The organism is Streptomyces arenae (assembly GCF_022343545.1).
GTDB classification, from domain to species: domain Bacteria; phylum Actinomycetota; class Actinomycetes; order Streptomycetales; family Streptomycetaceae; genus Streptomyces; species Streptomyces humi.
On record NZ_JAKQYH010000059.1, the window covers coordinates 174,081 to 200,116 of the forward strand.

Annotated in this window: 25 protein-coding genes; 14 read left to right on the forward strand and 11 right to left on the reverse strand. The window is 66.6% G+C overall.

The genetic code is table 11. The features are described 5' to 3' along the window. Positions 1-157: 157 nt before the first annotated feature. Together MB828_RS26915 and MB828_RS26920 are read right to left on the reverse strand one after the other, a co-directional pair. Positions 158-631: a PaaI family thioesterase gene (locus tag MB828_RS26915; RefSeq protein WP_301650475.1), complete on the reverse strand. Its 474-nt coding sequence runs from the start codon at positions 629-631 to the stop codon at positions 158-160. Between the two features lies 1 nt (position 632). Beyond that, entirely contained in the window at positions 633-1,106 is a 474-nt protein-coding gene (locus tag MB828_RS26920) for a MaoC/PaaZ C-terminal domain-containing protein (protein ID WP_301650476.1), read from the reverse strand. 161 nt (positions 1,107-1,267) lie between these two features. Between MB828_RS26920 and MB828_RS26925 the strand changes: the two genes are divergently transcribed. The 7 genes from MB828_RS26925 to MB828_RS26955 all read left to right on the forward strand — a co-directional run bounded on the left by MB828_RS26925 (position 1,268) and on the right by MB828_RS26955 (position 8,863). Then, positions 1,268-1,972, forward strand: coding sequence for a nitroreductase (locus tag MB828_RS26925; protein ID WP_301650477.1), 705 nt, complete (start codon positions 1,268-1,270; stop codon positions 1,970-1,972). 158 nt (positions 1,973-2,130) lie between these two features. Next, complete coding sequence (locus MB828_RS26930; RefSeq protein ID WP_301650478.1) at positions 2,131-2,679, forward strand: TetR/AcrR family transcriptional regulator; 549 nt, start codon at positions 2,131-2,133, stop codon at positions 2,677-2,679. Positions 2,680-2,776: 97 nt separating this feature from the next. Continuing rightward, positions 2,777-3,898 carry an acyl-CoA dehydrogenase family protein gene (locus MB828_RS26935; RefSeq protein ID WP_301650540.1) on the forward strand — a complete coding sequence of 374 codons (1,122 nt, stop codon included), beginning with the start codon at positions 2,777-2,779 and terminating at the stop codon, positions 3,896-3,898. A 97-nt stretch (positions 3,899-3,995) separates the two neighbouring features. Then, positions 3,996-5,177 carry an acyl-CoA dehydrogenase family protein gene (locus MB828_RS26940; protein WP_301650479.1) on the forward strand — a complete coding sequence of 394 codons (1,182 nt, stop codon included), beginning with the start codon at positions 3,996-3,998 and terminating at the stop codon, positions 5,175-5,177. Between the two features lie 115 nt (positions 5,178-5,292). Then, positions 5,293-6,789, forward strand: a complete 1,497-nt coding sequence (locus tag MB828_RS26945) for a carotenoid oxygenase family protein (protein WP_301650480.1) — start codon at positions 5,293-5,295, stop codon at positions 6,787-6,789. 96 nt (positions 6,790-6,885) lie between these two features. Continuing rightward, positions 6,886-8,049 carry an acyl-CoA dehydrogenase family protein gene (locus tag MB828_RS26950; protein WP_301650481.1) on the forward strand — a complete coding sequence of 388 codons (1,164 nt, stop codon included), beginning with the start codon at positions 6,886-6,888 and terminating at the stop codon, positions 8,047-8,049. A 13-nt stretch (positions 8,050-8,062) separates the two neighbouring features. Next, positions 8,063-8,863 carry an enoyl-CoA hydratase/isomerase family protein gene (locus MB828_RS26955; RefSeq protein ID WP_301650482.1) on the forward strand — a complete coding sequence of 267 codons (801 nt, stop codon included), beginning with the start codon at positions 8,063-8,065 and terminating at the stop codon, positions 8,861-8,863. A gap of 122 nt (positions 8,864-8,985) precedes the next feature. Here MB828_RS26955 and MB828_RS26960 read toward each other — a convergent pair whose 3' ends face one another. The 4 genes from MB828_RS26960 to MB828_RS26975 are packed head-to-tail and all read right to left on the reverse strand — an operon-like array spanning position 8,986 to position 13,731. Next, positions 8,986-10,143, reverse strand: coding sequence for an acyl-CoA dehydrogenase family protein (locus tag MB828_RS26960; protein ID WP_301650483.1), 1,158 nt, complete (start codon positions 10,141-10,143; stop codon positions 8,986-8,988). Between the two features lie 38 nt (positions 10,144-10,181). Continuing rightward, a complete protein-coding gene (locus MB828_RS26965; protein ID WP_301650484.1) occupies positions 10,182-11,372 on the reverse strand; it encodes a thiolase family protein in 1,191 nt (396 codons plus the stop codon). 9 nt (positions 11,373-11,381) lie between these two features. Then, on the reverse strand, positions 11,382-11,828 hold the full coding sequence (locus MB828_RS26970) for a nuclear transport factor 2 family protein (RefSeq protein ID WP_301650485.1): 447 nt from the start codon (positions 11,826-11,828) through the stop codon (positions 11,382-11,384). Further along, positions 11,821-13,731, reverse strand: coding sequence for a flavin-containing monooxygenase (locus MB828_RS26975; protein ID WP_301650486.1), 1,911 nt, complete (start codon positions 13,729-13,731; stop codon positions 11,821-11,823). Before MB828_RS26975 ends, MB828_RS26970 begins: the two co-directional genes overlap by 8 nt. A 163-nt stretch (positions 13,732-13,894) precedes the next feature. On the opposite strand from MB828_RS26975, the gene MB828_RS26980 reads away from it, so the two are divergent. Further along, positions 13,895-14,476 (forward strand): TetR/AcrR family transcriptional regulator, encoded by a 582-nt coding sequence (locus MB828_RS26980; RefSeq protein WP_301650487.1) that lies wholly within the window; start codon positions 13,895-13,897, stop codon positions 14,474-14,476. 22 nt (positions 14,477-14,498) lie between these two features. On the opposite strand, the gene MB828_RS26985 is transcribed toward MB828_RS26980, so the two are convergent. Continuing rightward, a complete protein-coding gene (locus MB828_RS26985; protein ID WP_301650488.1) occupies positions 14,499-15,302 on the reverse strand; it encodes an alpha/beta fold hydrolase in 804 nt (267 codons plus the stop codon). A gap of 409 nt (positions 15,303-15,711) precedes the next feature. Between MB828_RS26985 and MB828_RS26990 the strand changes: the two genes are divergently transcribed. From MB828_RS26990 to MB828_RS27000, 3 genes are read left to right on the forward strand one after another with little or no spacing between them, the layout of a single operon-like run. Continuing rightward, on the forward strand, positions 15,712-17,511 hold the full coding sequence (locus MB828_RS26990) for an AMP-dependent synthetase/ligase (protein WP_301650489.1): 1,800 nt from the start codon (positions 15,712-15,714) through the stop codon (positions 17,509-17,511). A gap of 48 nt (positions 17,512-17,559) precedes the next feature. Beyond that, entirely contained in the window at positions 17,560-18,606 is a 1,047-nt protein-coding gene (locus MB828_RS26995) for a hypothetical protein (RefSeq protein WP_301650490.1), read from the forward strand. 16 nt (positions 18,607-18,622) lie between these two features. Further along, positions 18,623-19,030, forward strand: a complete 408-nt coding sequence (locus tag MB828_RS27000) for a limonene-1,2-epoxide hydrolase family protein (protein ID WP_301650491.1) — start codon at positions 18,623-18,625, stop codon at positions 19,028-19,030. A gap of 357 nt (positions 19,031-19,387) precedes the next feature. Here MB828_RS27000 and MB828_RS27005 read toward each other — a convergent pair whose 3' ends face one another. From MB828_RS27005 to MB828_RS27020, 4 genes are all read right to left on the reverse strand, one after another. Beyond that, positions 19,388-19,825 (reverse strand): helix-turn-helix domain-containing protein, encoded by a 438-nt coding sequence (locus MB828_RS27005; protein WP_343236202.1) that lies wholly within the window; start codon positions 19,823-19,825, stop codon positions 19,388-19,390. Between the two features lie 285 nt (positions 19,826-20,110). Continuing rightward, positions 20,111-21,202 (reverse strand): acyl-CoA dehydrogenase family protein, encoded by a 1,092-nt coding sequence (locus MB828_RS27010; RefSeq protein WP_301650492.1) that lies wholly within the window; start codon positions 21,200-21,202, stop codon positions 20,111-20,113. A 42-nt stretch (positions 21,203-21,244) separates the two neighbouring features. Further along, positions 21,245-22,009, reverse strand: a complete 765-nt coding sequence (locus tag MB828_RS27015; protein WP_301650493.1) for a crotonase/enoyl-CoA hydratase family protein — start codon at positions 22,007-22,009, stop codon at positions 21,245-21,247. Further along, entirely contained in the window at positions 22,006-22,773 is a 768-nt protein-coding gene (locus MB828_RS27020) for an SDR family NAD(P)-dependent oxidoreductase (protein WP_301650494.1), read from the reverse strand. Before MB828_RS27020 ends, MB828_RS27015 begins: the two co-directional genes overlap by 4 nt. 233 nt (positions 22,774-23,006) lie before the next feature. Here MB828_RS27020 and MB828_RS27025 point away from each other — a divergent pair, with 233 nt between their 5' ends. From MB828_RS27025 to MB828_RS27035, 3 genes are all read left to right on the forward strand, one after another. After that, positions 23,007-24,167: a CaiB/BaiF CoA transferase family protein gene (locus tag MB828_RS27025; protein ID WP_301650495.1), complete on the forward strand. Its 1,161-nt coding sequence runs from the start codon at positions 23,007-23,009 to the stop codon at positions 24,165-24,167. After that, positions 24,164-24,958: an enoyl-CoA hydratase/isomerase family protein gene (locus tag MB828_RS27030; RefSeq protein WP_301650496.1), complete on the forward strand. Its 795-nt coding sequence runs from the start codon at positions 24,164-24,166 to the stop codon at positions 24,956-24,958. Before MB828_RS27025 ends, MB828_RS27030 begins: the two co-directional genes overlap by 4 nt. A 288-nt stretch (positions 24,959-25,246) precedes the next feature. Then, positions 25,247-25,951, forward strand: a complete 705-nt coding sequence (locus tag MB828_RS27035) for a type 1 glutamine amidotransferase domain-containing protein (RefSeq protein ID WP_301650497.1) — start codon at positions 25,247-25,249, stop codon at positions 25,949-25,951. The last annotated feature ends 85 nt before the right edge of the window (positions 25,952-26,036 follow it).

Sequence of the window (26,036 nt, forward strand, 5' to 3'; positions counted from 1 at the left end):
GGCTCGTCTCTTGCCCGCGAAGGGTGACGTTGACCGGAGTGGGCGCCAAGGACAAGAGGTGGTTAGCGCTGGAGTCGGCCGGCACGCGTCACGGCAATCTGCCGGACGGCGTGTGGCTGGTGGAGGCCTGGTCAGCGTTCGGCGGCCGATGCGTCGCTCAGGCCGGTGTGTCATCCAGGAACCGCGAGGAGCCGTCGACAGGCATGGTGCCGTGGCACTTCGCGGCGAGCTTGCCGTTCCTGTCCCGGGCAGTGACCGTCAGGAATCCCATGGTGCGGCCGCACTTGTCCACGACGGCCTCGAAGGTGACCGGAGGCAAGGCCGGTCGGAGGAAGTCGCTGTTCAGCGTGGCGGTAGCAGGCATCGAGCCCGGCTCCAGCATGGGGATCAGGGCGATGGCCATGACGTGGTCGGCGCATGCCGCGACGAGGCCACCGTGGATTGCACCGTTGGGATTGAGAGGCCAGGGGCCCCGGTCGAGCACCAGGACCGCCCTGCCGGGCTCTATGTCCTCACAGCGCAGCTGCATGGCCTGCGACGCAGGCATCTCATTGGCCCAGGCGATCCACTTGTCACGATCGCCCCCGTGCGGCGGCGGAGTGGATTCGAGACCGCGTTCCGGTTCTGTCATGTCAGGCCACCGTCCCTTGTGGTGTCTTTGCCTCCTGCGGATGGCGCTCCCAGACCGACTCCCCGTGCATGTCGAGCACAAGGGTCCCCGACTGATTGGTGAGGGTGCCGCGAGTGAGAACGATCGAGCGCTGGGGCCCACGCGGGCGGACCTCACGGATTTCGACCTCACCGTGGAGAACGTCACCGGGGTGTACCGGCGCAGGCAGGCGCATGCCTCCCATGCCCCGCCCCGCGATGATGGCGGCGCGCGAGAAGAGCGCGTCCGCCGTGAGGCGCTGGAGGATCGAGAGGGTGTGGACACCGCTGGCGATCAGCCCGCGAAAGTGGCTCCGCGCGGCGGCCTCCTCGTCCGTATGGATGGGCAACGGGTCCCACCGGCGACCGAAGTCCAAGACATCCTCCCTGGTGACAGTGGCATGCCCCAGGTCGTAGACCGACCCCGGCTGTAGATCGTCGGCGTACAGCAGTCTCATCTTTGATGCTCCCATGTCACCCCACATGATGTGACCGATCGTTCACTTGCAGGTCGATGAAAAGGCATGATGCCCCACGGCATGGATAACGGTCATTGACTGACAGTGTCCTCGTGCGCATTATTGGAACACGCTAGCCCAAAAATGTGAGGTGTGGGTACATGGCCGCGACGGAACTGGGTATCGCAGTGCCGAGCGCTGATGCGGATGTCTTGGAGCGTCTCCTGAGGGGGCGCTGGAGCTGCCGGGGATATCTCTCCGAGCGGTTGCCTCGCGCGGTGATCGAGCGCGTCTTGCAACTGGCCCAGCGCACTCCTTCGTGGTGCAACACTCAGCCGTGGCATGTGGTGATCACCGAGGGTGACGGAACCGATCGCTTTCGGCAGGCCCTGACGAAGCGGGCTGCCGAGGCCTCCATGGAGCCGGACTTCGCCTTCCCGCAGCGTTACACGGGTGCCTACAGGGAGCGTCGCAAGGAGGTGGCCTTGCAGTTGTACGAGAGTGTGGGCATCGCGCGCGGCGATCGTGAGGCCTCGGCTGCTCAGACAGCGAAGAACTTCGAGTTCTTCGGTGCCCCGCACGTCGCCGTCATCACGACGGACGCCGATCTCGGCGTCTATGGGGCGGTCGACTGCGGGTTGTACGTGCAGTCGTTCCTGCTCGCCGCGCACAGTCTCGGGCTTGGTGCCGTCCCTCAGGCTGCGCTCGCCTCGTACGCCCCTGTCGTCAGGGAGTTCTTCGCGCTCCCTGAATCCCGCCGTGTCGTGTGCGGGATCTCCTTCGGCCGTCCCGACGCGGACCATCCGGCCAACGGTTTCCGTGCCCCTCGTGAGTCTGCGGCATCCGCGGTCACCTGGGTGGACTGACCCTTGCTTCCGGTGGCGAGACCCTGATCGGGGCCGGTTTCGGCGTGAGATGATCGGCGCCGCAGGAGGAATGGAGACGAGGGATGCAAGGGGCCGATGCGGGCAGTGAGGCCCGGCGTGGGCGGGGGCGTCCGCGCCGGGAGATCGATCCCGGTGCCGTGGCCGACGCTGTGGCGGAACTCTTCGCCGAAGGCGGTTTTGACGCCGTGTCGATCAACAGCGTCGCCGAGAGGCTTGATGTGTCCCGGGCGACTCTGTACCGGACCGTACCCAGCAAAGAGGACTTGCTGGGCGTTCTCTTCGAGCGCAGCACGCGCGAGCTCACCGAGAAGGCGCAGGGCATCCTGGGGCGTGCCGCTGAACCGCGCGAAGAGCTGTACGCATTGGTCCGGTTGCAAGTGGACGCAGCGGTACGGATGCGCCGGTATCTGCCGGTCTTCTTCGGCGGAGTCGGTCTGCCGGCCGATGTGTACGGACGCTGGCACGACTGGAGCCGTCTGTACGAAACCCTGTGGATCGCTGCGGTAACCCGGGCGATGGGCGCCGGAGTCCTGGAGAAGGGCGATCCTGTGATCGCGACACGACTGCTTCTCGGCATGTGTATCTGGGTGTCGCGCTGGTACCGGCCCAATGAGCCGTACACCACGGAGGAGATCGCGGAAGCGGCGATCAAGCTTCTCCAGTCGGGCCCCTCCGCGAACCGCTGAGTCAAGCCGCTCCGGCGGTGATCCACAAACGATCCTGCTGATGGGCGGGATGTGTTCACCGTCATGGAAACGATCGTTCACATACTTAGGAGTGGCCGTGGACCGAGCAGTCTTCACCCAGGATCACGAGGGCTTCCGTGTGCGCGTGGCCGGGTTCGTCGCCGACGAAATCGTTCCGGAGTACCTGGACTGGGAGCACGCCGGCCGGCCCAGCCGGCGGTTCTGGAGGAGGGCCGGTGAACTGGGGATCCTGGGCATCGGCGCCCCGGTCGAATACGGGGGCATGGCGGGGTCGACCTTCACGTACAGCGTGGTGGTCACTGAGGAGATACAGAAGCGGTTTCTGGCGCTCGGCGGTCTCCGTGTGCAGACGGACATCTGTATGCCGTACTTCCTCCACTACGCCAACGACGAGCAGAAACGCCGCTGGTTGCCGCAGATCGTCAGCGGCCGGGCGGTGACGGCGCTCGCTCTGTCCGAGCCCGGAGCGGGCTCCGATCTCAAGGCTCTGAGCACCAGGGCGGTGCGCGAGGGGGACCACTACGTCGTCAACGGGGCGAAGACGTTCATCTCCAACGGATCCGCTGCGGACCTCGTGATCCTCGCTGTGAAGACCGCACCCGAGTCCGGTCGGCACGGGATCAGCCTGTTGGTGGTGGAGACGGACAGCCCAGGTTTCCATCGCGGACGCAGCCTGGACAAGCTCGGGCTGAAGGCGCAGGACCTCGCCGAGCTCTCGTTCACCGATCTGCGGGTACCGGCAGAGAACCTGCTGGGGGAGGAGAACCGGGGCTTCGAGTACCTCACCTCGAACCTCGCCCAGGAGCGCCTGTCGATCGCTGTCAATTCCCAGGCCGCCGCATCCGCCGCGCTGGCGCACACCGTCGAGACCCTCTCGGGTGCAGGGCTGGGGCAGCACGCCAAGTTCGAACTCGCCGCCTGCGCCGCGGAGGTCCGGGCCGGCCAGGCACTGGTGGACCGGGCGCTGGCGGAACTGGAGGCGGGACTGCTGACGGGCGCCGACGCGGCGCTGGCGAAGCTGTACTGCACCGAGATGCAAGGCAGAGTCGTCGATCGCTGCCTGCAACTCCACGGCAAGGCCGGATACGGGCGCGACAAGCACATGGGGCGGGCTTACGTCGACGGCCGGGTGAGCCGCATCTATGGCGGGTCCAGCGAGATCATGAAGGTCATCGTCGCCCAGTCGCTCGGCCTGTAGGGGGGTGAGTCATCCCGCTTGGAAGCGATCGTTTACTTTAGCGACACGGTGTCCCAAAATAGAGGAGTCACCGGTCGGCAAGACAGGAGCTGCACGCATGGCCACCACCACACACACCCCCGCGTTTCCGCTCGTGCCATCGCCGGAGGAGCAGCTGCTGAGGCAGTCGGTGGGCGCGCTTTCACGGCGTTACGGCCCCGGCTACTTCCAGAACGTCACGGACGCCGGAAAGCCGGCGACTGAACTCTGGAGCGAACTGGGGGACTCCGGTTTTCTCGGTGTCCATCTGGCGCAGGAGTACGGCGGCGGAGGAGCGGGCCTCTACGAGCTCGCGGCGGTCATCGAGGAGACCGCCGCGGCAGGTGTACCCGCGCTCGCTGCCGTCTTCTCCTGCGGCGTCAACGGCACGATCCTGTCCCAGCACGGAACGCCCGGGCAGAAGGACCGCTGGCTGCGCGGCCTCGCGACGGGCGCGATGATGAGCTCCTTCGCGATCACCGAGCCCGACGCGGGTCTCAACTCGCACAACATCAGCACCACGGCGCGCAGGGACGGGGACGGCTGGCTGATCAGCGGCCAGAAGTACTACATCTCCGGTATGGACGAGGCCGACTGGGTCATCGTCGTCGCCCGGACCGGCACTGACGAGCGGACCGGGCGTGGACTGCTGTCCATGTTCCTGGTCGACGCCGACGCCGAAGGGCTGACCTTCCAGCCGCTGCCGACCGCCCTGCAGGTTCCGGAGCGTCAGTCGACGGTCTTCTTCGACAACGTCCGAGTGGGACCCGACCGGCTCGTCGGCAAGGAGCACCACGGCCTGCGGGCCGCCTTCGCCGGGATCAACGCCGAACGTCTGCTGGTCAGTTCGATCTGTACAGGGGTCGGCCGATATGCCCTCGACAAGGCAGTGGACTACGCGAGTGAACGGACGGTCTGGAAGACGCCGATCGGCGCGCACCAGGCGATCGCCCACCCGCTGGCGGCGGCCAAGGTGGAGCTGGAGACTGCGCGTCTGATGACGGCGAAGGCCTGCATGCTGTACGACCTCGGACAGGATGCAGGCGAGGCCAGCAACATGGCGAAGATGACCGGCGTCGACGCGGGCCTGGCCTGCCTGGACGCGGCGATCCAGACGCACGGCGGCAACGGTGTCGCGCTGGAGTACCAGCTGTCCAACTACTGGTTCCTGGTGCGGATGTTGAAGATCGGCCCTGTCTCCAAAGAGATGATCCTCAACTTCATCGCGGAGCACACTCTCGGGCTGCCGCGCTCGTACTGACGGATCATTTTCCGAGGGGGACGGCCGACGTCCCGCGATGCGGCTTCCGCGCTGTTCCACCCTCATGGAAACGATCGTTCACATCGCTGTGCGCGAGGCGCACGAGGAGGACGTCATGGCTTACCCCCTTCCGCAAGACAACGCCCTGAAAGGGCCGTTCCAGCCCATGCGCTTCGAGGCCACGGTCGAGGAGTGCATCGTGAGCCACGGTGAGATCCCCAAGGACCTGGCCGGAGGCTTCTACCGAACCGGTCCTACCTGGAAACGCCCGACCCGCCAGGGGCCGAACGCCCTGCTGGGTATGGACGGCATGGTGCAGGGCCTCGTCATCGAGAACGGCCGGGCCGACTTCCGTAACCGCTGGATCCGTACGCCCAAGTACCTGCTCGAGGAGAAGCACGGCCGTTCTATGTTCGAGTGGAGTGACGGTGGCTTCGGCGACTGGCGCGACAACGCCTACGGCGACGTGAAACGGGACCGCTACAACTGCGGGGTACCCCAGGGCACGGCCAACATCAACATCTTCCCGTTCGCCGGGAACATGGTTGCCTCCTCCGAGCAGGGCGGCGCACCGATCGCGATCGACCCGATCACACTGGACACCAAAGGCATCGTCGACTGGTCTCCGCGCCTCTCGCCGGGCCTTCACCAGCCCGCCGGCTTCGGGGACAACGCCTTCACCGCGCACCCCAAGTGGGACCACGAGACCGGCATTCTCTACGGCTGGACGTACCGCGACACAGCGCCCTTCGTCACGCTGCACATCGTGCACCCCGACGGCGCGGTCGACTCACGGGACCTCGACGACGCCCCCTACAACACCGTGGCGCACGACATCTGGCTCACCCCCGAGTGGATGGTGATGCCCTTCCAGCCCTTCACCCTGGACAAGAAGAAGATCGACAAGGGTCTGGGCATCTGGGGCTGGGAGACCGAACTCCCGATCGTCATCGCGCTCATCCCACGTGATGACATCCACGGCGAGATCCGCTGGATCAAGACGGATCTTCCGCCCCAGTACGTCATGCACACCATGTCGGCCAACGTGAAGGACGGCAAGCTCACCCTCGACGCGCCGGTCTTCAACCGGCCGCCCTTCCCCTTCGAACAGGACTTCGCCGTGGGCGACGATGTAGCCCTGTTCTTCTCCATAGCCAAGAGCCACCTTGGCCGCTGGACGATCGACCTCGCCACCGGAAAGGCAACCAGCGAGCAGCTCTCCGACCGTCCCTCCGAACTCCCGAAGGTGGACGAGCGGTTCTACGGCAGGGGCTACCGATGGGGGTTCCAGGTCGGCGGCGTGGTGAAGCGCTCCGGGATGTCGATGAACAGCCTGGTCGTCACCGACATGGAGAACCTGTCCGAACAGGTCTACCAGATTCGTGCCAAGGAGCACGCGGCTGTCCTGGAGGCCACCTTCGCCCCGCGCACCCCGGACTCCCCCGAGGGTGACGGCTACATCATCGTGCCGGTGTCCTGGTGGGGTGAGCGGCGCAGTGAGTTCCAGATCTTCGACACCTACGACATCACCAAGGGCCCGATCTGCCGTATCGACCTGCCCTTCATGATGGGCTGGACGCCCCACGGCCACTGGATGGACTTCCGCCGCTGACCCAACGGGAGCCATGACGCGGGACCGCCATGCGAGCCCGGCGGTACCGCTCCGCCGAATAACGGATCAACCAAGCGACCACCAGGAGAGATTGCCGTGGAGACAGGCGATTGGAGCAGGTTCACCGAAGAGCAACGGGATTTCGCCCTCGCCGTACGGGAGTTCTGCCGACGTGAAGTAGGCACACGGGAACAGCGGAACAACTACACCGACGGCGGCCGGGAGGCACACAGCCCGGAACTGTACGAGAAGCTGGCCGCCACCGGTTACGTGGGCATCGCCATTCCCGAGGAGTACGGCGGCAGCGGCGGTGGGCTGATCGAGCAGTGCCTGTTCTTCGAGGAGATCCACCGCGGACTGGCCCCCGTGCACGGTGCCGGCTGCTCGCACACCGTCGCCGGCGTGTACAAGCGGTTCGGCACCGACGAACAGAAGAAGACCGTACTGCCCGCCATCGCCTCGGGCCGTGTGATGTCCATCAGTCTCTCCGAACCGCAGGCCGGCTCGGATGCGGCCAACGTCGCTTGCAAGGCCGAGCGAGTGGACGGCGGATACCGGCTGAACGGGCAGAAGACCTGGTGCTCCGACGCCCAGTTCGCCGAACGCATCCTGGTCGTCGCGAGGACCGGGCGCGGAAGCGACCGCCACGACGGACTGACCATGCTCGACGTCCCCGTCGGCGCGGCCGGACTGACGATCCGACCGATCTCGACCATGGGCGGCAACGAGGTCAACGACCTGTACTTCACCGATGTCCACGTCCCGGACACACAGGTGGTCGGCGAGCCCGGCCGTGCCTGGCGCCAGGTGATGGCGGGACTGAACGGCGAGCGGCTCGTGGCGGCGGCCCAGGGACTCGGCATGGCGCAGCGCACCTTCGACGACCTGCTGGAGTACGTCAAGGAGCGGGAGCAGTTCGGGCAGCCCATCGGCACCTTCCAGGCGCTGCGACACCGGATCGCCACCCTGGCCATCGAGATCGAGGCATCCAAGGCCCTGACGTACGACACCGTCCACCGGGTCCAGCACGGTCTCGGCGATCCGCAGGAACTGGTGCGCCTCACCTCCATGGCCAAGGTCAAGGTCACCGAGACGGCGAAGCAGGTCGCCCTCGAGGGTGTGCAGATGATGGGCGGCTACGGCTATGCGACCGAATACGGCATGGAACAGCACCTGCGCAACGCGATCGCTCCGACCATCTACGCCGGCACCAACGAGATCCAACGGGAGATCATCGCCAGCACCTTCGGCCTTCGCTGAGGGAGGAGAGCCCATGACACCCGACACCCTGACCGCAGTCCGGTTCAGCACGCACGACGACGGCGTACGCGAGATCGTCCTCACACGCCCCGATGTCCTCAACCGCTTCGATGCCACCCTCCACCACGAACTCACCACGACGCTGGAGGCCGTACGCGACGACCCGGAGGCCCGCGCCGTCGTCCTTGCCTCCACGGGCGAGGTGTTCTCAGCGGGGGGTGACTTCGCGCTGATGCGGGAGGCGTACGAGGACGGAACGGTTCGCCGCTCCCTTGTCGACGATGCCCGCCGACTGCTGGACGCCTTCCTGAACCTGCCGCAGCCCGTGGTCGCCGCGGTGCAGGGCGCGGCCATGGGACTCGGTGCCACTGTGGCGCTCGCGTGTGACGCGGTCGTCGCCGCCCGGTCCGCCACCCTCGCCGACACCCACGTCAACGTGGGCCTGGTGGCCGGAGACGGCGGATGCCTGGTCTGGCCACAGGCGGTCGGCATGCTCAGAGCCCGACGACACCTGCTCACCGGTGACCCGCTCGACGCCGAGACCGCTTACCGGCTGGGTGCCGTTACCGACCTGGTCGACACCCCGGGCGAGGCCCACCCTGCCGCCATGGCCATCGCCCGCCGAATCGCCCGGCGTGCCCCACTGGCCGTGCAGGGCACCAAGCGGGCCCTGAACGTGGTGTCGCGCCGGCGGGCGGCAGAGGTCGTCGAGCTGTCCCTGGCCCACGAGGAGAGCACCCTCGGATCGGAGGACATGCTGGAGGGCATCGCCGCGTTCACCGGCCGTCGCGCACCGAGGTTTCACGGCCGGTGACGGCTGGACATTGAATGCCGGATGGGCGGCCGCGATATCGCGGCCGCCCATCCGGCATTCAACGCGAGGCAGAAGTCCGGTCCCGCCGGGGGCACGTGCCCCCGGCGTCCCTTCTGCGGCTGTCAAGCTCGTTGGTCGAAGCGCCGTCCGAGGTACTCCGACGCGATCCGGGTGCGCTGCATGGTGGTGGTGCCGCCGGCCAGGGCCCAGCCGTGCGAGTCGCGGTGCAGTCGCTCGATCTCGTACTCGTGTGAGTAGCCGTAGCCGCCGTGCAGCTGCATGGCCAGGTCGGAAACCTTCTTCGCCATCTCGTTGCTGAAGCACTTGGCGATGGAAGCCTCGAGCGCGGACGGAGCTCCCGTACCCGCGGATACCGCGGCTCGGTAGATCAGCAGCCGCGCCGCCTCGACCTGGATCACCATGTCCGCGAGGCCGGCCTGCACCAGCTGGAACTCGATGATCTCCTTGCCGAACTGCTTGCGCTCCTGCACATACCGGGCGGTACGGTCGAGCGCGGTCTGGCCGATGGCCAGGGACATCGTGGAGTTGCCGAGCCGCTCGATGGAGAACGCCGTGAACAGGTTGCGGAAGCCGCCCTTGGGAATGATCACGTTCTCCACGGGCACGCGCACATCCGAGAAGAACATGTCGGCCGAACCCACGCCCCGGTGCCCCATGAGGTGCTCCTGGAAGCCGAAGGCCAACCCCGGGGTTTTCTTGTCGACGAGGACCGCGCCCATGCCCGCGGCTCCGGGCTCGGGCCCGAAGCGCACGTAGACGAGGTACTGCTCGGCGTGCCCGGCACCGGAACACCACCGCTTGCTGCCGTTGATGACGACTTCGTCGCCCTCGACGCGAGCCGAGGTGGCGGCATCGGTCGCGGCCGAACCCGCGTCGGGCTCCGAGATCGACACGGCGATGGTGGACTCGCCTGCGGCCACGGCCGGGAGAATGCGCTTCTTCTGTTCCTCGCTACCGAACAGGTGGATCACCCGAGCCGGGCCGGTGGACGCTTCGAACACCGGCCAGGCGGCCAGCGGACTTGCCTTCGCGAGCTCTTCGAGGACGATCAGGGCGTCGATGAGGGGCCGCCCCCCGCCGCCGTACTCCTCCGGGAGGGTCAGGGCCAGCAGCCCCAGGCTGCCCAGCAGGCGCCGTTCCTCGTCGGGCAGAGGCGTTCGCAGCTCATCCCATGAGCGGGCGTGCGGGGCGTAGCGCTCAGTGGCGACTTCGGCAGCGAGTTGCTTCAGAGCCCTTTGTTCATCGGTCAGTTCGAACATGTCTGTCTCTTCTCGGGTGTGCGAAACGAATCGATACCTCAAAGGCGTTCGATGACAGTGGCGTTGGCCATACCTCCGGCCTCGCACATGGTCTGCAGCCCGTAGCGTCCGCCGGTGTCTTCCAGTCCGTTGAGCATGGTGGTCAGCAGACGTGCTCCCGACGCTCCCAGCGGGTGGCCGAGTGCGATGGCGCCACCGCGCGGATTGAGCTTGTCGGGATCGGCGTCGAAGTATTCGCGCCACGCCAGCGGTACGGGGGCGAAGGCCTCGTTCACCTCGAAGTGGTCGATCTGGCCGATGGTGAGTCCGGCTCGCGCCAGAACCTTCTCCGTAGCCGGAAGCGGGCCGGTGAGCATGGTGATCGGGTCATCGGCGGCCAGTGCGAAGGAGTGGAACCGGGCGCGGGGGCGCAGGCCCAGGGTGTTGGCCCGCTCCTCGCTCATGATCAGTACGGCGGAGGCGCCGTCGGTGAGCTGTGAGGAGTTGCCAGGAGTGATGTGCCAGCCGATCTCGGGGAATCGCTCCGCCAGTTCCTCGCTGTGGAAGGACGACGGGAGGGCTCCCAGCTTCTCCACCGTCGTACCGGGCCGGGGCGTTTCGTCCGAGTCGACGACCGTACCTTCCGGGGTGACGATGGGGACGATCTCGTTGCTGAAATCGGCGGCCGCCGCGAGTCGGTGCGAGCGCGCGGAGAACGCGTCCAGGGTCTCGCGGTCGAACTTCCAGCGGGCTGCGATGAGCTCTGCCGACACTCCCTGGGGAACCAGGCCGGGCGAGTACCGCTGGGCGACGGACGGGCCGAAGGGGTCCTGGCCCATACGGGAGGCGAACATGGGGATCCTGCTCATCGACTCGACCCCGCACGCCACTACGACGTCCTGGGCGCCGGCCATGATGCTCTGGGCCGCGAAGTCGGCAGCCTGCTGGCTCGATCCGCAGGCCCGGTGGACGGACACCGACGGCACGCTCTCGGGCAGACCGGCCGCGAGCCAGGCCCACCGCCCCACCGGTCCGGACTGCTCGCCGACCTGGCTCACACATCCGGTGATGACGTCGTCGACCTGCACCGGATCGATTCCGCTGCGGTCGATCAGCTGCCGCAGCACCTGGCCCAGCAGTTCCACCGGGTGCACGTGGGAGAGCGCCCCGCCCGGTTTGGCGTTCCCGGCAGCCCTGCCTTTTGCCATGGGTGAGCGGACGGCGTCCACGATCACTGCGTTGCGCGGCATGTTCTCTCCTCAGGAATCGGTGGTCGGCACGAGGGCGGCGCAGGCCGCGGTGTCCCAGTAGTAGGCGCGGATCTCCCGTACGAGGCCGTCGCCGTCGAAGGTCCACAGCTCCAGTGCCCCGGTGCTGAGCGCGTGCGGCGACCCGGGGGGGTACCAGTCGAACTCCAGCTGGGCCCCGATTCGGTCACCGCCGTCCACGATCGCGGTGACCACCGGCCCCACGGGGCCCACGCGGACGGGCGACGAGGCCATCCGGCCGAACATGCGGGCCAGCCGGCCGGCTCCGGTGACGGTGCCGCCGTAGGGCAGGGAGTCCGGCAGAACGAGGGTCACCTCCGGGGAGAATGCCTTCGCGACGAGACCTTCGAGAGCAGCCGAGTCCCTGTCGGCCAGTGCTCGGTAGAACGTACGGACCAGGGTTACCCGGTCGTCCTGGGGCCTGAGCGTGTCAGCCATCGGCGTGCCCGTCCTCGTCGGTGTACTCGTCCGGGCGGAAGTGGAGAGTGCGCTGCCAGTAGTCGACGTATTTCCAGGGACTGCTGATGACCACCCGGCCGGCGTCGTTGCGGTAGTACGTGGAGCTGCCCGGGTGGGACCAGATGGACTGGGACAGAGCGTCGTCGAGTTCCTTGTTGTAGTCCCAGAAGACGTCCTCGCGAACCTCCAGCGAGGGGTTGCCGTTCGCGAGCATATGGGCCAGCGCCTGCATGACGTAACGGACCTGGAACTCGACGGCGAGCACCGCGCTGCCCCCGTGGCCGGCGTTGGTGTTGGGCCCGTTGACGATGAAGAAGTTGGGGAAGTCCGGCACCGTGACGCCGAGGTAGGCGCGGGCATCGTTCTCGCCCCACACTTCTCGGAGGGTGCGGCCCGACCTGCCGCGGATCTCCATCGGCCACAGGAACTGCAGGACCTTGAAGCCGGTGGCCAGCACGATGGCGTCGGCATCGAACTCCTCCCCGGAAGCGCTCACCAGGCTGTGCTCGCGTACTTCGGACACGCCCGAGGTGATCAGGTCGACGTCGTCGCGGGCGATGGTGCGGTACCAGCCGTTGTCGATGAGGGGCCGCTTCACATAGGGCGGATAATCGGGCAGACAGGCGTCGAGCAGATCGGTGCGCTCGCCCAGTTCGGAGGTGATGTGCCTGGTCAGGAACTCGCGGTGGCGCTCGTTCGCCTCGTTGACCGACCGTTCGGGGTGCGGCCAGTCCGGGTCCACCTGCAGGGAGGAATGCAGTCGGTCGCTGAAGTTCCAGAATGCCCTCAGCCGGTACCAGCCGGCGTAGAAGGGAACCTCGTCCATCAGCAGACGCACCGCTTCGGAGACGTTCCGGTGGTAGTTGGGGTGGGGGAGCGCCCACTGTTTGGAGCGCTGGAAGACCAGGACTCGCTCGGCCTCATCAGCGATCGAGGGGACCAGCTGCATCGCACTCGCGCCCGTTCCGACGACTGCCACGCGCTTGCCCCGGATCTCCGCGTTGTCGCGCCACTGGGCCGTGTGCATCACCGGTCCGCCGAACTCGCCGAGTCCGGGTATCGGTGGCACCTGCGGTCGGTTGACCATGCCGACGGCGCTGATCAGCGCATGGGCGGTCTGCGTCTCCTCGGTACCGTTGGAACGTCGGGTGCGGACCTGCCAGGTGGCCGTCCGGGAGTCGTAGTCGGCACGCACGACCTCCGTGCCGAAACGGATGGCGCTGCGAAGGCCGAGGTCATCGGCGATACGCGCCAGGTACCCGTGCACCTCACCGCCCCTGGCGAAGTAGCGGGTCCACGCGGTGTTGGGCGCGAAGGAGAAGGAGTAGAGGTGGCTCGGCGTGTCCACGCCGCACCCGGGATAGGTGTTCTCGTACCAGGTGCCACCGATGTCGGGATTCTTCTCCAGGACGACGTGTTCGATGCCGGCGGCCTTGAGTTTGGCAGCCATGCACAGGCCGGACAGGCCCGCACCGATGACGATGACCCGGAAATCCCTGTTCCCGTCGGGCCGGGGGACCTTCACATCGCGGGTGACCAGGCCGAGTTCCTCGGCGAGGAGTGGGCCGTAGGCGCGGGGGACCTCCTCGTCCAGGGCCGCCTCCAGCATCTCCGCGACCTGCTCGGGAGAAGGGTGGCAAGGGGTGATGGTGCCCGCGTGGTAGGCGATGACGGCCTCGAAGGCCGCGTCGCGGATGTCCCTTTGTGCGTCCTCGGGGAGGCCGGCGGAGTCGTTGTCGTCCAGAGGCCGGGCGCGCCTGGGGCGGTACGGTGCCCGCAGCCAGCGCTGATCGCCGGTGAGTTGTGCGAGCACCATGAGCAGCGTCGGCAGGTTGGCCTCGTCGAGGGCCGACCGGAGACGCTTGTGGAGAGTCTGAGGCACGTTGTTCCCCTTTGTGTTGCGCGCCCCGGTGAGTGCCGCTTCGCGCGAACGATCGTTCTTCTGACGGGATGTGGCGTCCTTATTTATGAGGCGATGCGTCTCAATATAAATTTCCATCGAGAGCCCGTCAATGATGGAAACGATCGTTCCGTAGACTGCTGGGGTGAAGCGTGAGCAGCAGATCCTCCGGGCCGCCGAGAAGCTCTTCTATGAGCGGAGCTTCGACGGTGTTGGCGTCGATGCGATCGGTAAGGAAGCAGGGGTCACGGGGTCGGCGATCTATCGCCACTTCGAGAGCAAGGATGAGATCCTCGAGGTCTTGTTCGATCAGGCGATCGACGCCCTGCTGGTCAAGGTGGGGGAGCCGGAGGGCGACCCGCGAGAGGAGCTGGCCCGCCTGGTCAACGCCCACATCGGTTTCGCGCTGAGCCATGAGCGGCTGGCCGCGATCTGGTCGCGGGAGGTGCGGGCGCTGTCCGGCACCGGGCAGCGTAACTTTCTGCGTCGTCAGCATCGCTATGTGGAGCGCTGGGTCGACTGCCTTGCGGTGTGTTATCCGCGCCGCTCGCGGGACGAGCTCGTGTCTGCGGTGCGGGCCGTCCACGGGCTGATGATGTCCGACGCCACGCGTCCACCGGGCGGGAAGCGGGCGCCGCAGCTGCACGCCCTGCTGGTCGACCTCGCGCTGGCGGCGCTGGAGGTGCTGGCCGAGCCTGACGCGGGGCGGTCGGCAGCCACGGAGTGAACCTTCGCCGTGCCGGAGTGGATCAGGCCGATACGAAGTGCGCCAGAGCGGCGTCGAACTCCTGCGCCGACTCGATCATCGGGTAGTGGCCGCACCCGTCCAGCTCGATCAGCCGTGCATCATGCAGCTGTTCGTTCAGCCAGTGCGCGCCCCTGGTCGAATGCACCGGATCGTCGGCGCCGATGATCTGGAGCACGGGCATGGTCACCTTTGGCAGGTCCGCCAGGAGGCTGGTGTGCAGCATGGAGCGGTAGCAGGCGATGGCCGCCCAGGAGGGCATGGCGAGGGAGTGCTGTACGAGTCGTTCGAGGGTCTGTGGATCAGGTGTGCGGCGGAACCCTGAGCTGATCGTCTGCCGACGGGCTGCGGCCTGGTTGCTCCGCTCGGCGGAGATCAAAGGCCCTTCGAGCTCCTCGGGAAGTCGCCCAAAAGGGAAATCCGCGCTCCTGCTCGCCCGTACGCCGTTGGAACTCACAAGGGCCAGCCGGGCGATCCTTCTCGGCTCCTCGGCCGCGGCGCGGAAGGCGACCTGCCCCCCGAACGACCAGCCCACCAGGATGCAGTCGTTCACGTCCAGCCGGCGCAGTGCGGTCAGTAGATCCTGGGCGAGTTGTGCGATCTCGTACCCGTGGTACGGCTTGTCGGAGAGTCCGTGGCCGCGTTGGTCGATGCAGAGCACGCGGTGGGTGCCGGACAGGTTCTCGGCTTGGCGGGCCCATACCCTGTGGTCCATTCCGAATCCGGGGATCAGGACCACCGGTCGGCCGGCGCCGCCCATGTCCTGTACGAAGAGTCGAACATTGTCGTCGACCCGGATGTACGTCATCGCTACCTCTTCGCGGCCGGAGCGTCCTCCTATTTGTGAGACGCCTCGTCTCAACGCTAGTGATCCACCCATGTGGCGTCAACGATGGCTCTGCGGGGGCCTGGACTCATCCGTTCGCTGCGGGCTCCTGGTCGGCGCGTAGGTGCCTGCTCGCGGTGCCCGGGGGTCGGACCGATCGTTCACGTTTGGCTCGCCGCACCCCTTGACCGCAGCTGGGTGCACATTTACGGTGCGTGGAGTCTCAAAAAAGTACCTCTCCGCTCGTCGGGAACGGACTTCCCGAGCGCATGGAGAACTCGCATGAGCCACGGAGCTCTCCGGCGTGGGCGCGATTCCCGAGATCGCGTCGCTCGCGCCGACCCCAGGCTGCTGCCGCCAGTCGAAATCTCCTGACCCCTAAGGATGCGACATGACCGAGGCATTGCAGGATATGGTCGACATTTCACATCTTGCAGATCGGCAGTCACTGTGCGCGGTGTTCCAGGAGACGGTTGCTCGCGTGCCCGACCGCGTCGCGCTCAGAGCCTGGGGAGGCGGCCCCGAGCTCACTTGGGCCGAGTACGGCAGACGAGTCCGAGCGACAGCGGCCGGACTGCGGAGCCTCGGGGTCGATCGAGGCAGCACCCTCGCCATCATGCTGACCAACTCGGTCGAGTTCCATGTCCTCGACACCGCGGCGTTGCACGTGGGTGCCGCGACCGTGTCCGTGTACAATACTCTCCCCGCCGACGACATCGAGTTCGTCCTGCGTGACTCCGGAGCGGTTGCTGTCGTCTGCGACGCCGCTTTCGTCGAGCGTGCCGACGACGCCCGGCGTCGGGTGGGTGTCGAGCATCTCGTCGTCGTGAACGGGTCCTATGAAGGGACCATCACCCTCGACGAGCTGGAGGCCAGGCAGACCCCCGGGTTCGACTTCGACGCGACATGGCGTGCTGTCCGGCCGGACGACCTCGCCGTGCTCATCTACACCTCAGGGGCGACCGGAGCACCCAAGGGCGTCGAGCTGACCCACCGAACCGTCCTGGGTAACCAGCAGGGACTCAATCTGGCGATCGGCATCATCGACGGGGCCACGACACTGTCGTTCCTGCCGATGGCGCACGCCGCTGAGCGGCACATGTCCCACTACCGTGCGATGGTCGGAGGTCTCACCGTCACGACGATCCCGGATCTGCGGAGTGTCCCTCAGGCGCTCACCGAAGTGCGGCCCGACTACTTCTTCAGCCCTCCACGCCTCTGGGAGAAGTTCCAGTCCGCCCTCACCGACGAGGTCGCAGCGGACGACGCCGATCGTGCGGCCCTTGCGCGTCTGCTTGAATTGGGACGCCAGGAAGTCGAGGCGCTCCATCAGAACAGCGCCCTCGACACTGTTCTGGCTGAGGAACTGGCTGCTCTGCGGTCGACGCTCGGTGGCCGGCTTCTCCACCGGATCGGACTGGGGAACGCGAAGGTGGCGCTGACGGGCGCCGCGCCCGTCTCGGGTGATCTCGTGATGTTCTACGTCTCGCTCGGTCTGCCCATCCTGGAGGCCTGGGGACTGTCCGAGTGCGGTGCGTTCGGAGCGTTCAACAGGCCCGGTGACTTCAGGGTCGGAACCGTCGGCAAGGTCCTGCCAGGTGTCGAACTGCGCCTGCTGGACGACGGAGAGATCCTGTTGCGCAGCCCGTGGCTGATGCGCGGCTACCGCAACAGCCCGGCGAAGACCGCCGAAGTGTTCGACGCTGACGGCTGGCTGCATACGGGGGATGTCGGCGTCCTCGACAAGGACGGCTTCCTGTCCATCGTGGACCGGAAGAAGGACATCATGATCAACGCCGCTGGCAAAAACATGTCACCGGCGAACATCGAGGCCAAGCTGCGCGACGCCGACCCGCTGATCGCCCACGCCGTCGTAGTCGGTGAGGGGCGTCCGTACAACGTGGCGCTCATCGTCCTGGCTGCCGACTCGCTGAGTTCCTTCGCAACGCGGGAGGGCCTAAGCCACCTGTCCCTCAGGGACATCGCGGCGCACCCTGTCCTTCTTCACAGGATCGAGAAGGCCGTCGATGTGGCGAACTCCCGTATGTCCAGGGTCGAGCAGATCAAGAAGCACCTGGTGCTGCCGACGGAATGGCAGCCGGCCAGCGACGAGCTTACGCCGACGATGAAGCTTCGCCGTCGGCCCGTCAACGACAAGTACGCGAAGGAGATCGAGTGCCTCTATGAGTGAAGCGCTCGCCTCGTCGCCGCCTTGCCCCCTGTATTGGAAGGAATCTCCGTGATTGTCGAGACCGACGACTACTTCGCCCACCAGATCGTCGAGCCGCACGCACACGTGCTGTACAACGACCCCAGCTGGGCCGACCGTTCGTACATCAGTATCTCCGACCCCGACCGGTTCGGCATGGACATCGGTGTGTCGATGTATCCCAACAACAACGCCATCGAGACGTACGCGATCGCGGCGATCCCGGGCCGTCAGTGGTCGCTGCGCGCCTCTAGGGACCTGAGCGCCGGCCGCTACCCCCTGTGGGCCGGCCCCTCGCGGTTCGAGATCGTCGAGCCCATGAAGCGCTGGACGATGACTCTCGACGAGAACGAGAGCGGGATCTCGTACAACCTGGAGTTCATCGCGCGCGGCGGGCCCTACGAAATTCGCCAGCCCGAGATCCGCAAGAACGGCCGCCTGATCCACACCGACGTGTACGTCTTCCAGCCAGGGCTCGTCAGCGGCACCCTCAAGCTCGACGACCACGAGTTCGAGCTGAACAGTGTCGGCGCCCACCGCGACCGTACCTGGGGCCTGCGAGCGGCCGGTGAGGGGACACTCCCGCACGGCGTACTGGCCTGGCTGGCCGCAGACTTCGAGGACTTCGCCATCGTGGCCCACATCAGGGACCGGGGCGACGACGTTGCCCAGGTCCGGGACGGGGCGATCTTCTACCCCGACGGCCGGACGGTACCCCTTGTGGCCTTCGAGCACGCCCTGGACTTCGATTACGAGACCCGTCAACTCAACCGTGCCCATCTGACCCTGACGGACGAGGACGGCAAGAAGTACCAGATCGAGGTGGAACCGACCCTGCGCATTCACCTCTCCGGGGCCGGATACGTCACGGATCCCAAGCGCCGGCGCGGTCGTCAGGGCAACTCACTGTGGAGCGAGCGGTGGGACCTCACCGACCCGAAGCTTGTCGCCTCTGTCGAAGGGCTGAACGACAACGTCGGCCGGGTCACCTGCAACGGCGAGGTGGGCACCGGCGTCCTGGAGACATCGCTCGGCGAGCACACCCGTTATAAGGCCGTTCCTGCACGCTACGTCTGAGGTTGGGAGAAGCACGATGCTCAAGCGGAACGGCATCACTGCCGAGAGCAAGGAAGAACACGTCGTCCTTGAGTTCCTGGACGGAATGGGACCGGATCTCGGCTCGTTCGTCGCGGCCTTCGAGGCCCGCCTGGCAGAGGACGCCGTCTGGGAGACCGTGGGCCTTCCGCCCCGGACCGGCCGGACGGCATGCGTGAACTACCTCCACACGCTCAAGGCCACGACAGGGATGGAGTACTGCGCCATCACACTGCATGCCCTCGCCTCACGCGGAACGGTGGTCTTCACCGAACGGGACGACAACATGTACCGGGCGGACGGATCTCTGATCAAGGCCTTCCGAGTCGGCAGCGTCATAGTGGTCGAGGACGGACTGATCACGCGGTACACCGACTACTGCGACCTCAGTTCTCTCCGGGGCTGACGTGGGCGCCGGGCTGTAAGCTCGCGCCCACCAGCACCGTCGTGAGACGGCACCCGGGTGCCGGTGCCTAGTGCTGGATTCCTCAAACGGTGTACACATATCGGCGTCGTAGTCGGCGGGTTGGCGGTGCGGGTCTGCCCCAGACCCAGGCGGTGGCACGGGAGTTGAGCTGTCTGGTTGCAAGGGTGGCGGCATGGCGTGTTCCGCTTTGATCCGGTGCCCGTCGGGTGACCAGGCGGGTGCGGGCGGGAAGGTCCGCGGGATCAGTGGCACCAGCTCGTCGGCGCAGATCACTGTCGCGTCGTCGGGCCGGATATGGCGCCAGCGCACGCCTTCGGCGAGCAGGATGCGGCGGACCTATGAGCGGCCCACCTCGATCCCCGTGGTCCGCGCTGCTGCGGCCAGGGAATCCAGAGTCCACTCGATTGGCCCGGACTCGTGGAACGCCGATAGCTGCCCGACAGGTTTCCACCTCGGCCGCCCCGGTGACACGGTCTTGACCAGGGAGATGATCCTGGAGCGTTCTTCCTCGGTGATCCGCCGCTTGCGGCCCTGCCCGCCCAGATCATCCAGCCCTTGCAGGCCCAAGCGGTTGAAGCGGTGCAGTCGGCACCGAACCGTCTTCTGGCTGCAGCCCAGTTCCACGGCGATCGCCGGCACGCGTAGCCTCGACCAGCTCAGCTCGATCATCCCGGCTCGCATCACCACGTCCCGCGGCGCCTTCCGGGCCCGCGACAACCGGCGAACGACGGCCCGTTCGTCCTCGTCACGCCCCGGTCGTGCCCGTAAAACCATCGTCCAGCACCCGCCCCCGAGCACCCGAACATCCCCGCCACCAGGACATATACCCAGCGAAAGAGGAACCCAGAACCACGAGGACTACTGTGCCCTCGGGTGATTGAGGAACGGGACGACATCGTAGACCTTGCCCACGAACAGCGGTTCGTGGGCTTGAAGCGTCAGTCAGGTGCGGCTTGGTGTGCTCGGCCGCTGCGGCCGCTGACGGACCTCCCGCACACTGATACTTCACTGTCTGGCGATTGTCCGGCGCCGGCCCAGCGACGCGCACTCAGCCGACGGCTACAGCCCCACCCCGGCAGCCAGTATCTCCTTCATCTCCTCGCTCGTTCCGCCGTGCCATCGCAGATAGCGGGCGTCCGCGTAAGCCTGCGCGATCGGGTACTCGCGCATGTAGCCGTATCCGCCGTGCAGTTGCATGCCCTGGTCGACCGCTCGGCCGAACAACTCGGTGCAACGCAGCTTGGCGGCCGCTGCCTGTGAAGGAGCGAGCTGTCCGGCCACCCGTTCCTTCGCGCAGGAACGCAGGTAGGTCTCCGCCAGCGCGATGTCCGCGTAAACCTCCGCCAGAGCGAAGCGGGTGTTCTCGAAGTCGGCGACGGATCTTCCGAACACCTTGCGCTCCCGTACGTAGTCGAGCGTCCATACGAGCGCCGCGCGCGCGCCTGCCACCCCGATCGCGGCAAGAGAGAGCTGCTCGTCGGCGCACAGCGTGCGGAACTGCTCGGTGGCGTCGCCGGGAAGGACGCACGCTGTGGACACCATGACGCCGTCCAGATGGATGTCCGCCAGGTCCGCACCGTGCACACCGAGCAGTTCCGGGCCAGCTTTGCGGCTTACGCCCGCAGCGGTGGCATCGACGACCACGACGGCGTACTCACCGGAGTCGGACCGGGCCGCGACCACGAGGAGGCCCGCCGAGGTGCCGTTGGCCACGCCCTTGGCGACCCCGTCCAGCCGCAGTCCGCCGCAGACCTCTTCGAACCGTAGGGGGGACGGAGTACCGATCACGGACGCGAGAGTCGTGCCGGATGCCAGCCCCGACAGCCACATGGCGCGCTGGGCCGCGCCAGCCCAGTGGGCCAGCACGGGAATGGCCACGTTTGTGTGAGTGGCGAAGGCCAGGGCCGGGCCGATCAGTCCCGAGCCGGCTAGCTCTTGTACAGCCAGCAGGCCGAAGCGCACATCGTCCGCCCCGCCGCCGTTGTGTTCTTCGGGGATCTGCATGCCGAGAAAGCCGCTGTCGGCCGCACTCAGGAACACAGTGGCGGGCATGGCGGCTGAGTCTCGCCACTGTTCCCTGCCGGGCAGCACCTTCCGGTCGAGGAACTCACGAAAGCTCTCCTGGAACGCCTCATGGTCCTCGTCGAACACATCTCGTGTGTCTGGCACTTGATTCGTCTCCTTTTCGCAGCGTCAGGTTCCGGTCCACAGGGGTGCGCGCTTCTCCACGAAGGCCCTGGCTCCCTCCGCCGCGTCGTTCGACGAGCGGACGGCGTCGGTGTAGGGGGCTTGCAGTTCGAAGGCCTCGTGGGTGGACCAGTCCGCCGAACGGTCGGCGAGAAGTTTCGCGGTGCGCACGGCGAGCGGCGCGTTGGCGGCGATCGCCGTGGCCAGGGTGCGCGCCTCGGCGAGAGCGGTTCCGGGAGGTGCCACCTTGTTGACCAGGCCCAGTTCTTGTGCTCGTGCAGCGTTCACGGGCTCGCCCGTGAGGATCAGTTCCATCGCTACGGACCGGGGGATCCGGCGCGGCAGCCGCAGCACACCGCCGGCGGCCGCCACTAGGCCGCGCTTGACCTCCGGCAAGCCGAACCAAGCGTCCTCGGCGGCCACGATGAGATCACAGGCGAGGGCGATCTCGAAGCCACCGCCCAGCGCCCTGCCTTCCACTGCGGCGATCAGCGGTTTCGCGGGCGGAGTCTCAACGATGCCGAATCCGCCTCGGTTCTTTGTCACCGGCCGTTCCCCGGTCGCGCTGAAGGCCTTGAGGTCCATGCCGGCGGAGAAGATCCTTCCCGCGCCGGTGAGGATACCGACGCGTATGTCGGCGCGGTTGTCGAGTTCGTCCATGGCTGCCGAGATCGCCTCGGCGGTGGGCCGGTCGACCGCGTTGCGGACTTCGGGGCGGTCCAGCAGGATGACTGCGATTCCGTCGCTGACGTCCATGCGTACGGTGCTCATCGCGGTGCCATCCGGATGGCACCGTCGAGGCGGATGGTCTCGCCGTTGAGCATGCCGTTGTCGATGATGTGCAGGGCGGTCCTGGCGTACTCCTCGGGTCGGCCGAGGCGGCTCGGGTGTGGAACCGTACTGGCGAGCGAGGCGCGGACATCGTCGGAGAGACGGTGGAGGATCGGGGTGTCGAATGTCCCCGGGGCAATGGTGCAGACGCGTATGTTCCGGCTCGCCAGGTCACGGGCCGCCACGATGGTCATGCCGACGACCCCCGCTTTGGCGGATGCATAGGGGATCTGGCCGATCTGCCCCTCGAAGGCTGCGACGGAAGCCGTCAGGACACATACCCCGCGGTCTCCGCCGAGCGGTTCGTTGGCCGCCATCCGGGCGGCGGCCAGGCGGAGGGTGTTGAACGTGCCGATGAGGTTGATGCCGACGACCTCTTTGTAGAGTTCGAGAGAGCCTGGCACACCGTCCTTGCCTACGAGGCGCATGGCACCGCCGCGGCCCGCGCAGTGCACGAGTACCCTGAGCGGCGCGATCTCCTCTGCGGCATCCAGGGCGGTGCCGATCGCTGTTTCGTCGCGTACGTCGGCGGGGGAGAACCGCACCCGGTCACCGAGCTCCTTGGCGACCGTCTCACCTTGTGAGCCGGGCAGATCGGCGATCACGACACCGGCGGCTCCGGCGTCTAGGAGGCCGCGCACCGCGGCCAGACCGAGGCCCGAGGCGCCGCCGGTAACGAGGGCCGAACTTCCGTTGACATCCATGCGTCGTCCGTTCTCGGCTCGCGGAGCCGCTGGTCAGCTTGGCGCGGTCACTGCTCGGCGAATTTTGAGTCTTGCCGTCTCAAAGATATCCTGGATGATGAGGAGGGTCAAAGGTCGTTCACTGAGCCTATGCACTCGTTCCTGATAGGCACTGCTCCGTGGGATGCGTTGAAGCTCATTGCTTCATCTGACTATGTGAGCGATCGTTCTCAGAATCTCTTCGGGAGGCAATGATGGCGGACGCGGAGACCATCCCGCCGCGAGGACCGCTGGCGGGGCTGCGTGTAGTGGAACTCGCCGGCATCGGACCGGGACCGTTCGCGGCGATGCTGCTGGCCGACATGGGTGCCGACGTGCTGAGGATCGAGCGTCCGGAAGGATCGCCAAGCGGTGTGCCCCCTCTGCAGGACGTGCTGCGGCGAAGCCGTCGATCCGTGGCTCTCGACCTGCGGTCGCCCGACGGTGCCCGAGCCGCCCTCGACCTGGCCGCTCGCGCCGACATATTGATCGAGGGTTTCCGGCCCGGTGTGACCGAGCGGCTCGGACTCGGTCCGGAGGACTGCTGGAAGCACAATCCCCGTCTTGTCTACGGCCGGATGACCGGTTGGGGCCAGGAGGGGCCGCTGGCGTCGATGGCTGGCCATGACATCGGCTACATCGCCCTGACCGGCGCCCTGCACGCCATGGGGCGCCGAGGTGAAGCACCGGCCATCCCGCTCAACCTGGTCGGAGACTTCGGCGGCGGTTCGCTGTATCTGGTCATCGGGGTACTCGCCGCAGTCTTCGAGGCGCAGCGTTCTGGACGTGGCCAGGTGGTGGACGCCGCGATCGTGGACGGTGCGGCGTCGCTGACCGGCCTGATGCACGGCATGCTGGCCGCAGGCCTCTGGCGCGACGAACGGGGCGTCAACATGCTGGATGGCGGTATGCCGTGGTATGACACATACGAGACTGCCGATGGGCAGTGGATGGCCGTGGGCGCCATCGAACCGCAGTTCTACGCCCAGTTCATGACTCTGCTCGGGCTGGATCCGGACGAAACCCAGCGCGCGGATCCCCGGACATGGACTGAACTGAGGAAGCAGATCGCCGCGGCTTTCGCGCAACGGGCACGAGACGAGTGGACCAAGGTCTTCGAAGGAACCGACGCCTGTGTCGCACCCGTCCTGAGCCTGGCCGAAGCCGCGGGGCATCCGCACCTCGCGGCCAGGGGAACCTTCACCGAGGTCGGTGGAGTGACGCAGCCGGCTCCGGCACCCCGCTTCAGCCGTACCCCGTCCGCGGTGCGGTGTCCTCCCGCCCGGCCCGGAGAGCACACCCGTGCGGCCTTGTCGGAGTGGGGTGTCGAAGACGTGGAAGCGCTCATCGACACCGGAGTGGCGGTGCAGTCATGAGCGGCGACGCGTCAAGCCCGAGTGATGACAGGCGCAGTCTGCGGCTGGACCGTGACGGTCCCGTCGCCGTGCTGACCCTGGATCGCCCCGAGCGGCTCAACGCATTGAGCCACGACCTCCTCGTCGAACTGCGGATGAGGCTCCGGGCGCTGGACGAGGACCGGGGTGTCCGCGCGATAGTGCTCACCGGCGCGGGTCGTGCGTTCTGCGCGGGTGCCGACCTCCAGAGCGGTCCCAGCGACGCGGAGTCCGTTCTGCGGACCTACTACAATCCTCTGATCAGCGAGATGTCTGACCTGCGCACGCCAATGATCGCAGCCGTCAACGGAGTTGCTGCGGGCGCCGCCGTGTCACTCGCGCTCGCTTGTGACCTGCGGATAGCTTCCGAGAACGCGTCGTTCCGGTTGTCATTCGTCAGGGTCGGGCTGGTTCCCGACGCGGGTTCGACCTGGCTGCTGCCGCGTGCCGTCGGCACGGCTCGTGCCGCCGAGATGGCCTTGCTCGGGCGGCCTGTGCACGCAGCCGAGGCCCTCGACTGGGGGTTGGTCAATGAGGTGACACCCGTCGGTGAGGTGGGTAAGCGAGCCCTGGAACTGGCCCGGGAGGTCTCCGCGTTGTCGTCTTCGGTCGGCCCTACTCGGCTGCTGCTGAGCCGTGGGCTCGGCGTGGACCTGGCCGAGCAGTTGAACGCCGAGGCTGCAGTGCAAGGCCGAGTGCAGGGAGAGCCGGACTACCAGGAGGCGCGCAGAGCCTTCGCGGAGAAGCGCTCGCCCCGTTTCCGGCATTCTTAGAAGGCTACGGCGTGGTATTTATGGCGATCTTGGCGAATGTGCTCCGCAACGGAGAAGTGATGAAACCGGACGTCTCGGCCGCCCGGTGCCTGGCTGGGCGCGGCAACTTCGGCTCAACTGGCCGATATTCGCAAGTGCTTGAGACGGCAAGTTGCTCTTCGGCGTAAAGTGATGAATCGATGCAGGACGCCAGTGGGCGACATACCTCCAGGAGATTGCCGTCCACCGAAGTAGCGCAACCGCCCGGAATCCCTGTCACTGGGGAGAATTTGCACATGGAGGAATTTCATGGCTGCTGTCAACCATAGGATTCTTGTCATCGTCACCAATGTCGACGAGTATCAAAATGTCGGCCTGAGGACTGGGCTTTGGCTCGGAGAATTGACTCACTTCTGGGACTTCGCCGAGGAGCATGGCTTTTCCACGGACCTCGCCAGCCCGTCGGGGGGAAGGGTCCCCCTGGATCCGGAAAGCTTGACGGCACCGATGTTGGACGACCATGGAACCGGAAAGCGGTACCTCGACCGGGACTTCATGAACCTCTTGGGAAGCACCATGAAGATATCCGACGCAAGCGTTGACGACTACGACGCGATTTACCTCACCGGCGGCCATGGGGTCATGTTCGACTTTCCGCAGAATCGGGACCTGAGAAGCCTGATCGTCCAGTTCTATGAGACCGACCGCGTGGTGTCAGCTGTCTGCCATGGTGTGGCAGGTCTGCTGGAGGTCACCTTGAGCAGCGGGAATCCTTTGGTGCAGGGCAAGAAGGTCACTGGTTTCTCGTGGCCGGAGGAGGAGTTGGCGAATCGGGCGACAGCGGTTCCTTACAACCTCCAGGAAGAGCTCCAGAAGCTCGGGGCCGACTACAGTACGGCCAGCCAGCCGTTCACCCCGTATGTCGTCGTGGACGAGAACTTGATCACCGGCCAGAATCCGTTCAGTGCCAGGGAAGTGGCAGAAGAGGTCATCAAGCAACTTACTGCTGACTGACAACGGCTGACCCAGTGCGCTGCGTTCCCAGCGGATACGCAGGCGGCGCGGCGGAAGGCCATGGAGCCATTTCAGGCGCACGGCA

Coding starts and splice junctions, on each gene's coding strand:
- MB828_RS26915 (WP_301650475.1), bottom strand. CDS start 631: ATGACAGAACCGGAACGCGGTCTCGAATCCACTCCGCCGCCGCACGGG.
- MB828_RS26920 (WP_301650476.1), bottom strand. CDS start 1,106: ATGAGACTGCTGTACGCCGACGATCTACAGCCGGGGTCGGTCTACGAC.
- MB828_RS26925 (WP_301650477.1), top strand. CDS start 1,268: ATGGCCGCGACGGAACTGGGTATCGCAGTGCCGAGCGCTGATGCGGAT.
- MB828_RS26940 (WP_301650479.1), top strand. CDS start 3,996: ATGGCCACCACCACACACACCCCCGCGTTTCCGCTCGTGCCATCGCCG.
- MB828_RS26945 (WP_301650480.1), top strand. CDS start 5,293: ATGGCTTACCCCCTTCCGCAAGACAACGCCCTGAAAGGGCCGTTCCAG.
- MB828_RS26955 (WP_301650482.1), top strand. CDS start 8,063: ATGACACCCGACACCCTGACCGCAGTCCGGTTCAGCACGCACGACGAC.
- MB828_RS26960 (WP_301650483.1), bottom strand. CDS start 10,143: ATGTTCGAACTGACCGATGAACAAAGGGCTCTGAAGCAACTCGCTGCC.
- MB828_RS26965 (WP_301650484.1), bottom strand. CDS start 11,372: ATGCCGCGCAACGCAGTGATCGTGGACGCCGTCCGCTCACCCATGGCA.
- MB828_RS26970 (WP_301650485.1), bottom strand. CDS start 11,828: ATGGCTGACACGCTCAGGCCCCAGGACGACCGGGTAACCCTGGTCCGT.
- MB828_RS26985 (WP_301650488.1), bottom strand. CDS start 15,302: ATGACGTACATCCGGGTCGACGACAATGTTCGACTCTTCGTACAGGAC.
- MB828_RS26990 (WP_301650489.1), top strand. CDS start 15,712: ATGACCGAGGCATTGCAGGATATGGTCGACATTTCACATCTTGCAGAT.
- MB828_RS27000 (WP_301650491.1), top strand. CDS start 18,623: ATGCTCAAGCGGAACGGCATCACTGCCGAGAGCAAGGAAGAACACGTC.
- MB828_RS27005 (WP_343236202.1), bottom strand. CDS start 19,825: ATGGTTTTACGGGCACGACCGGGGCGTGACGAGGACGAACGGGCCGTC.
- MB828_RS27015 (WP_301650493.1), bottom strand. CDS start 22,009: ATGAGCACCGTACGCATGGACGTCAGCGACGGAATCGCAGTCATCCTG.
- MB828_RS27020 (WP_301650494.1), bottom strand. CDS start 22,773: ATGGATGTCAACGGAAGTTCGGCCCTCGTTACCGGCGGCGCCTCGGGC.
- MB828_RS27025 (WP_301650495.1), top strand. CDS start 23,007: ATGGCGGACGCGGAGACCATCCCGCCGCGAGGACCGCTGGCGGGGCTG.
- MB828_RS27030 (WP_301650496.1), top strand. CDS start 24,164: ATGAGCGGCGACGCGTCAAGCCCGAGTGATGACAGGCGCAGTCTGCGG.
- MB828_RS27035 (WP_301650497.1), top strand. CDS start 25,247: ATGGCTGCTGTCAACCATAGGATTCTTGTCATCGTCACCAATGTCGAC.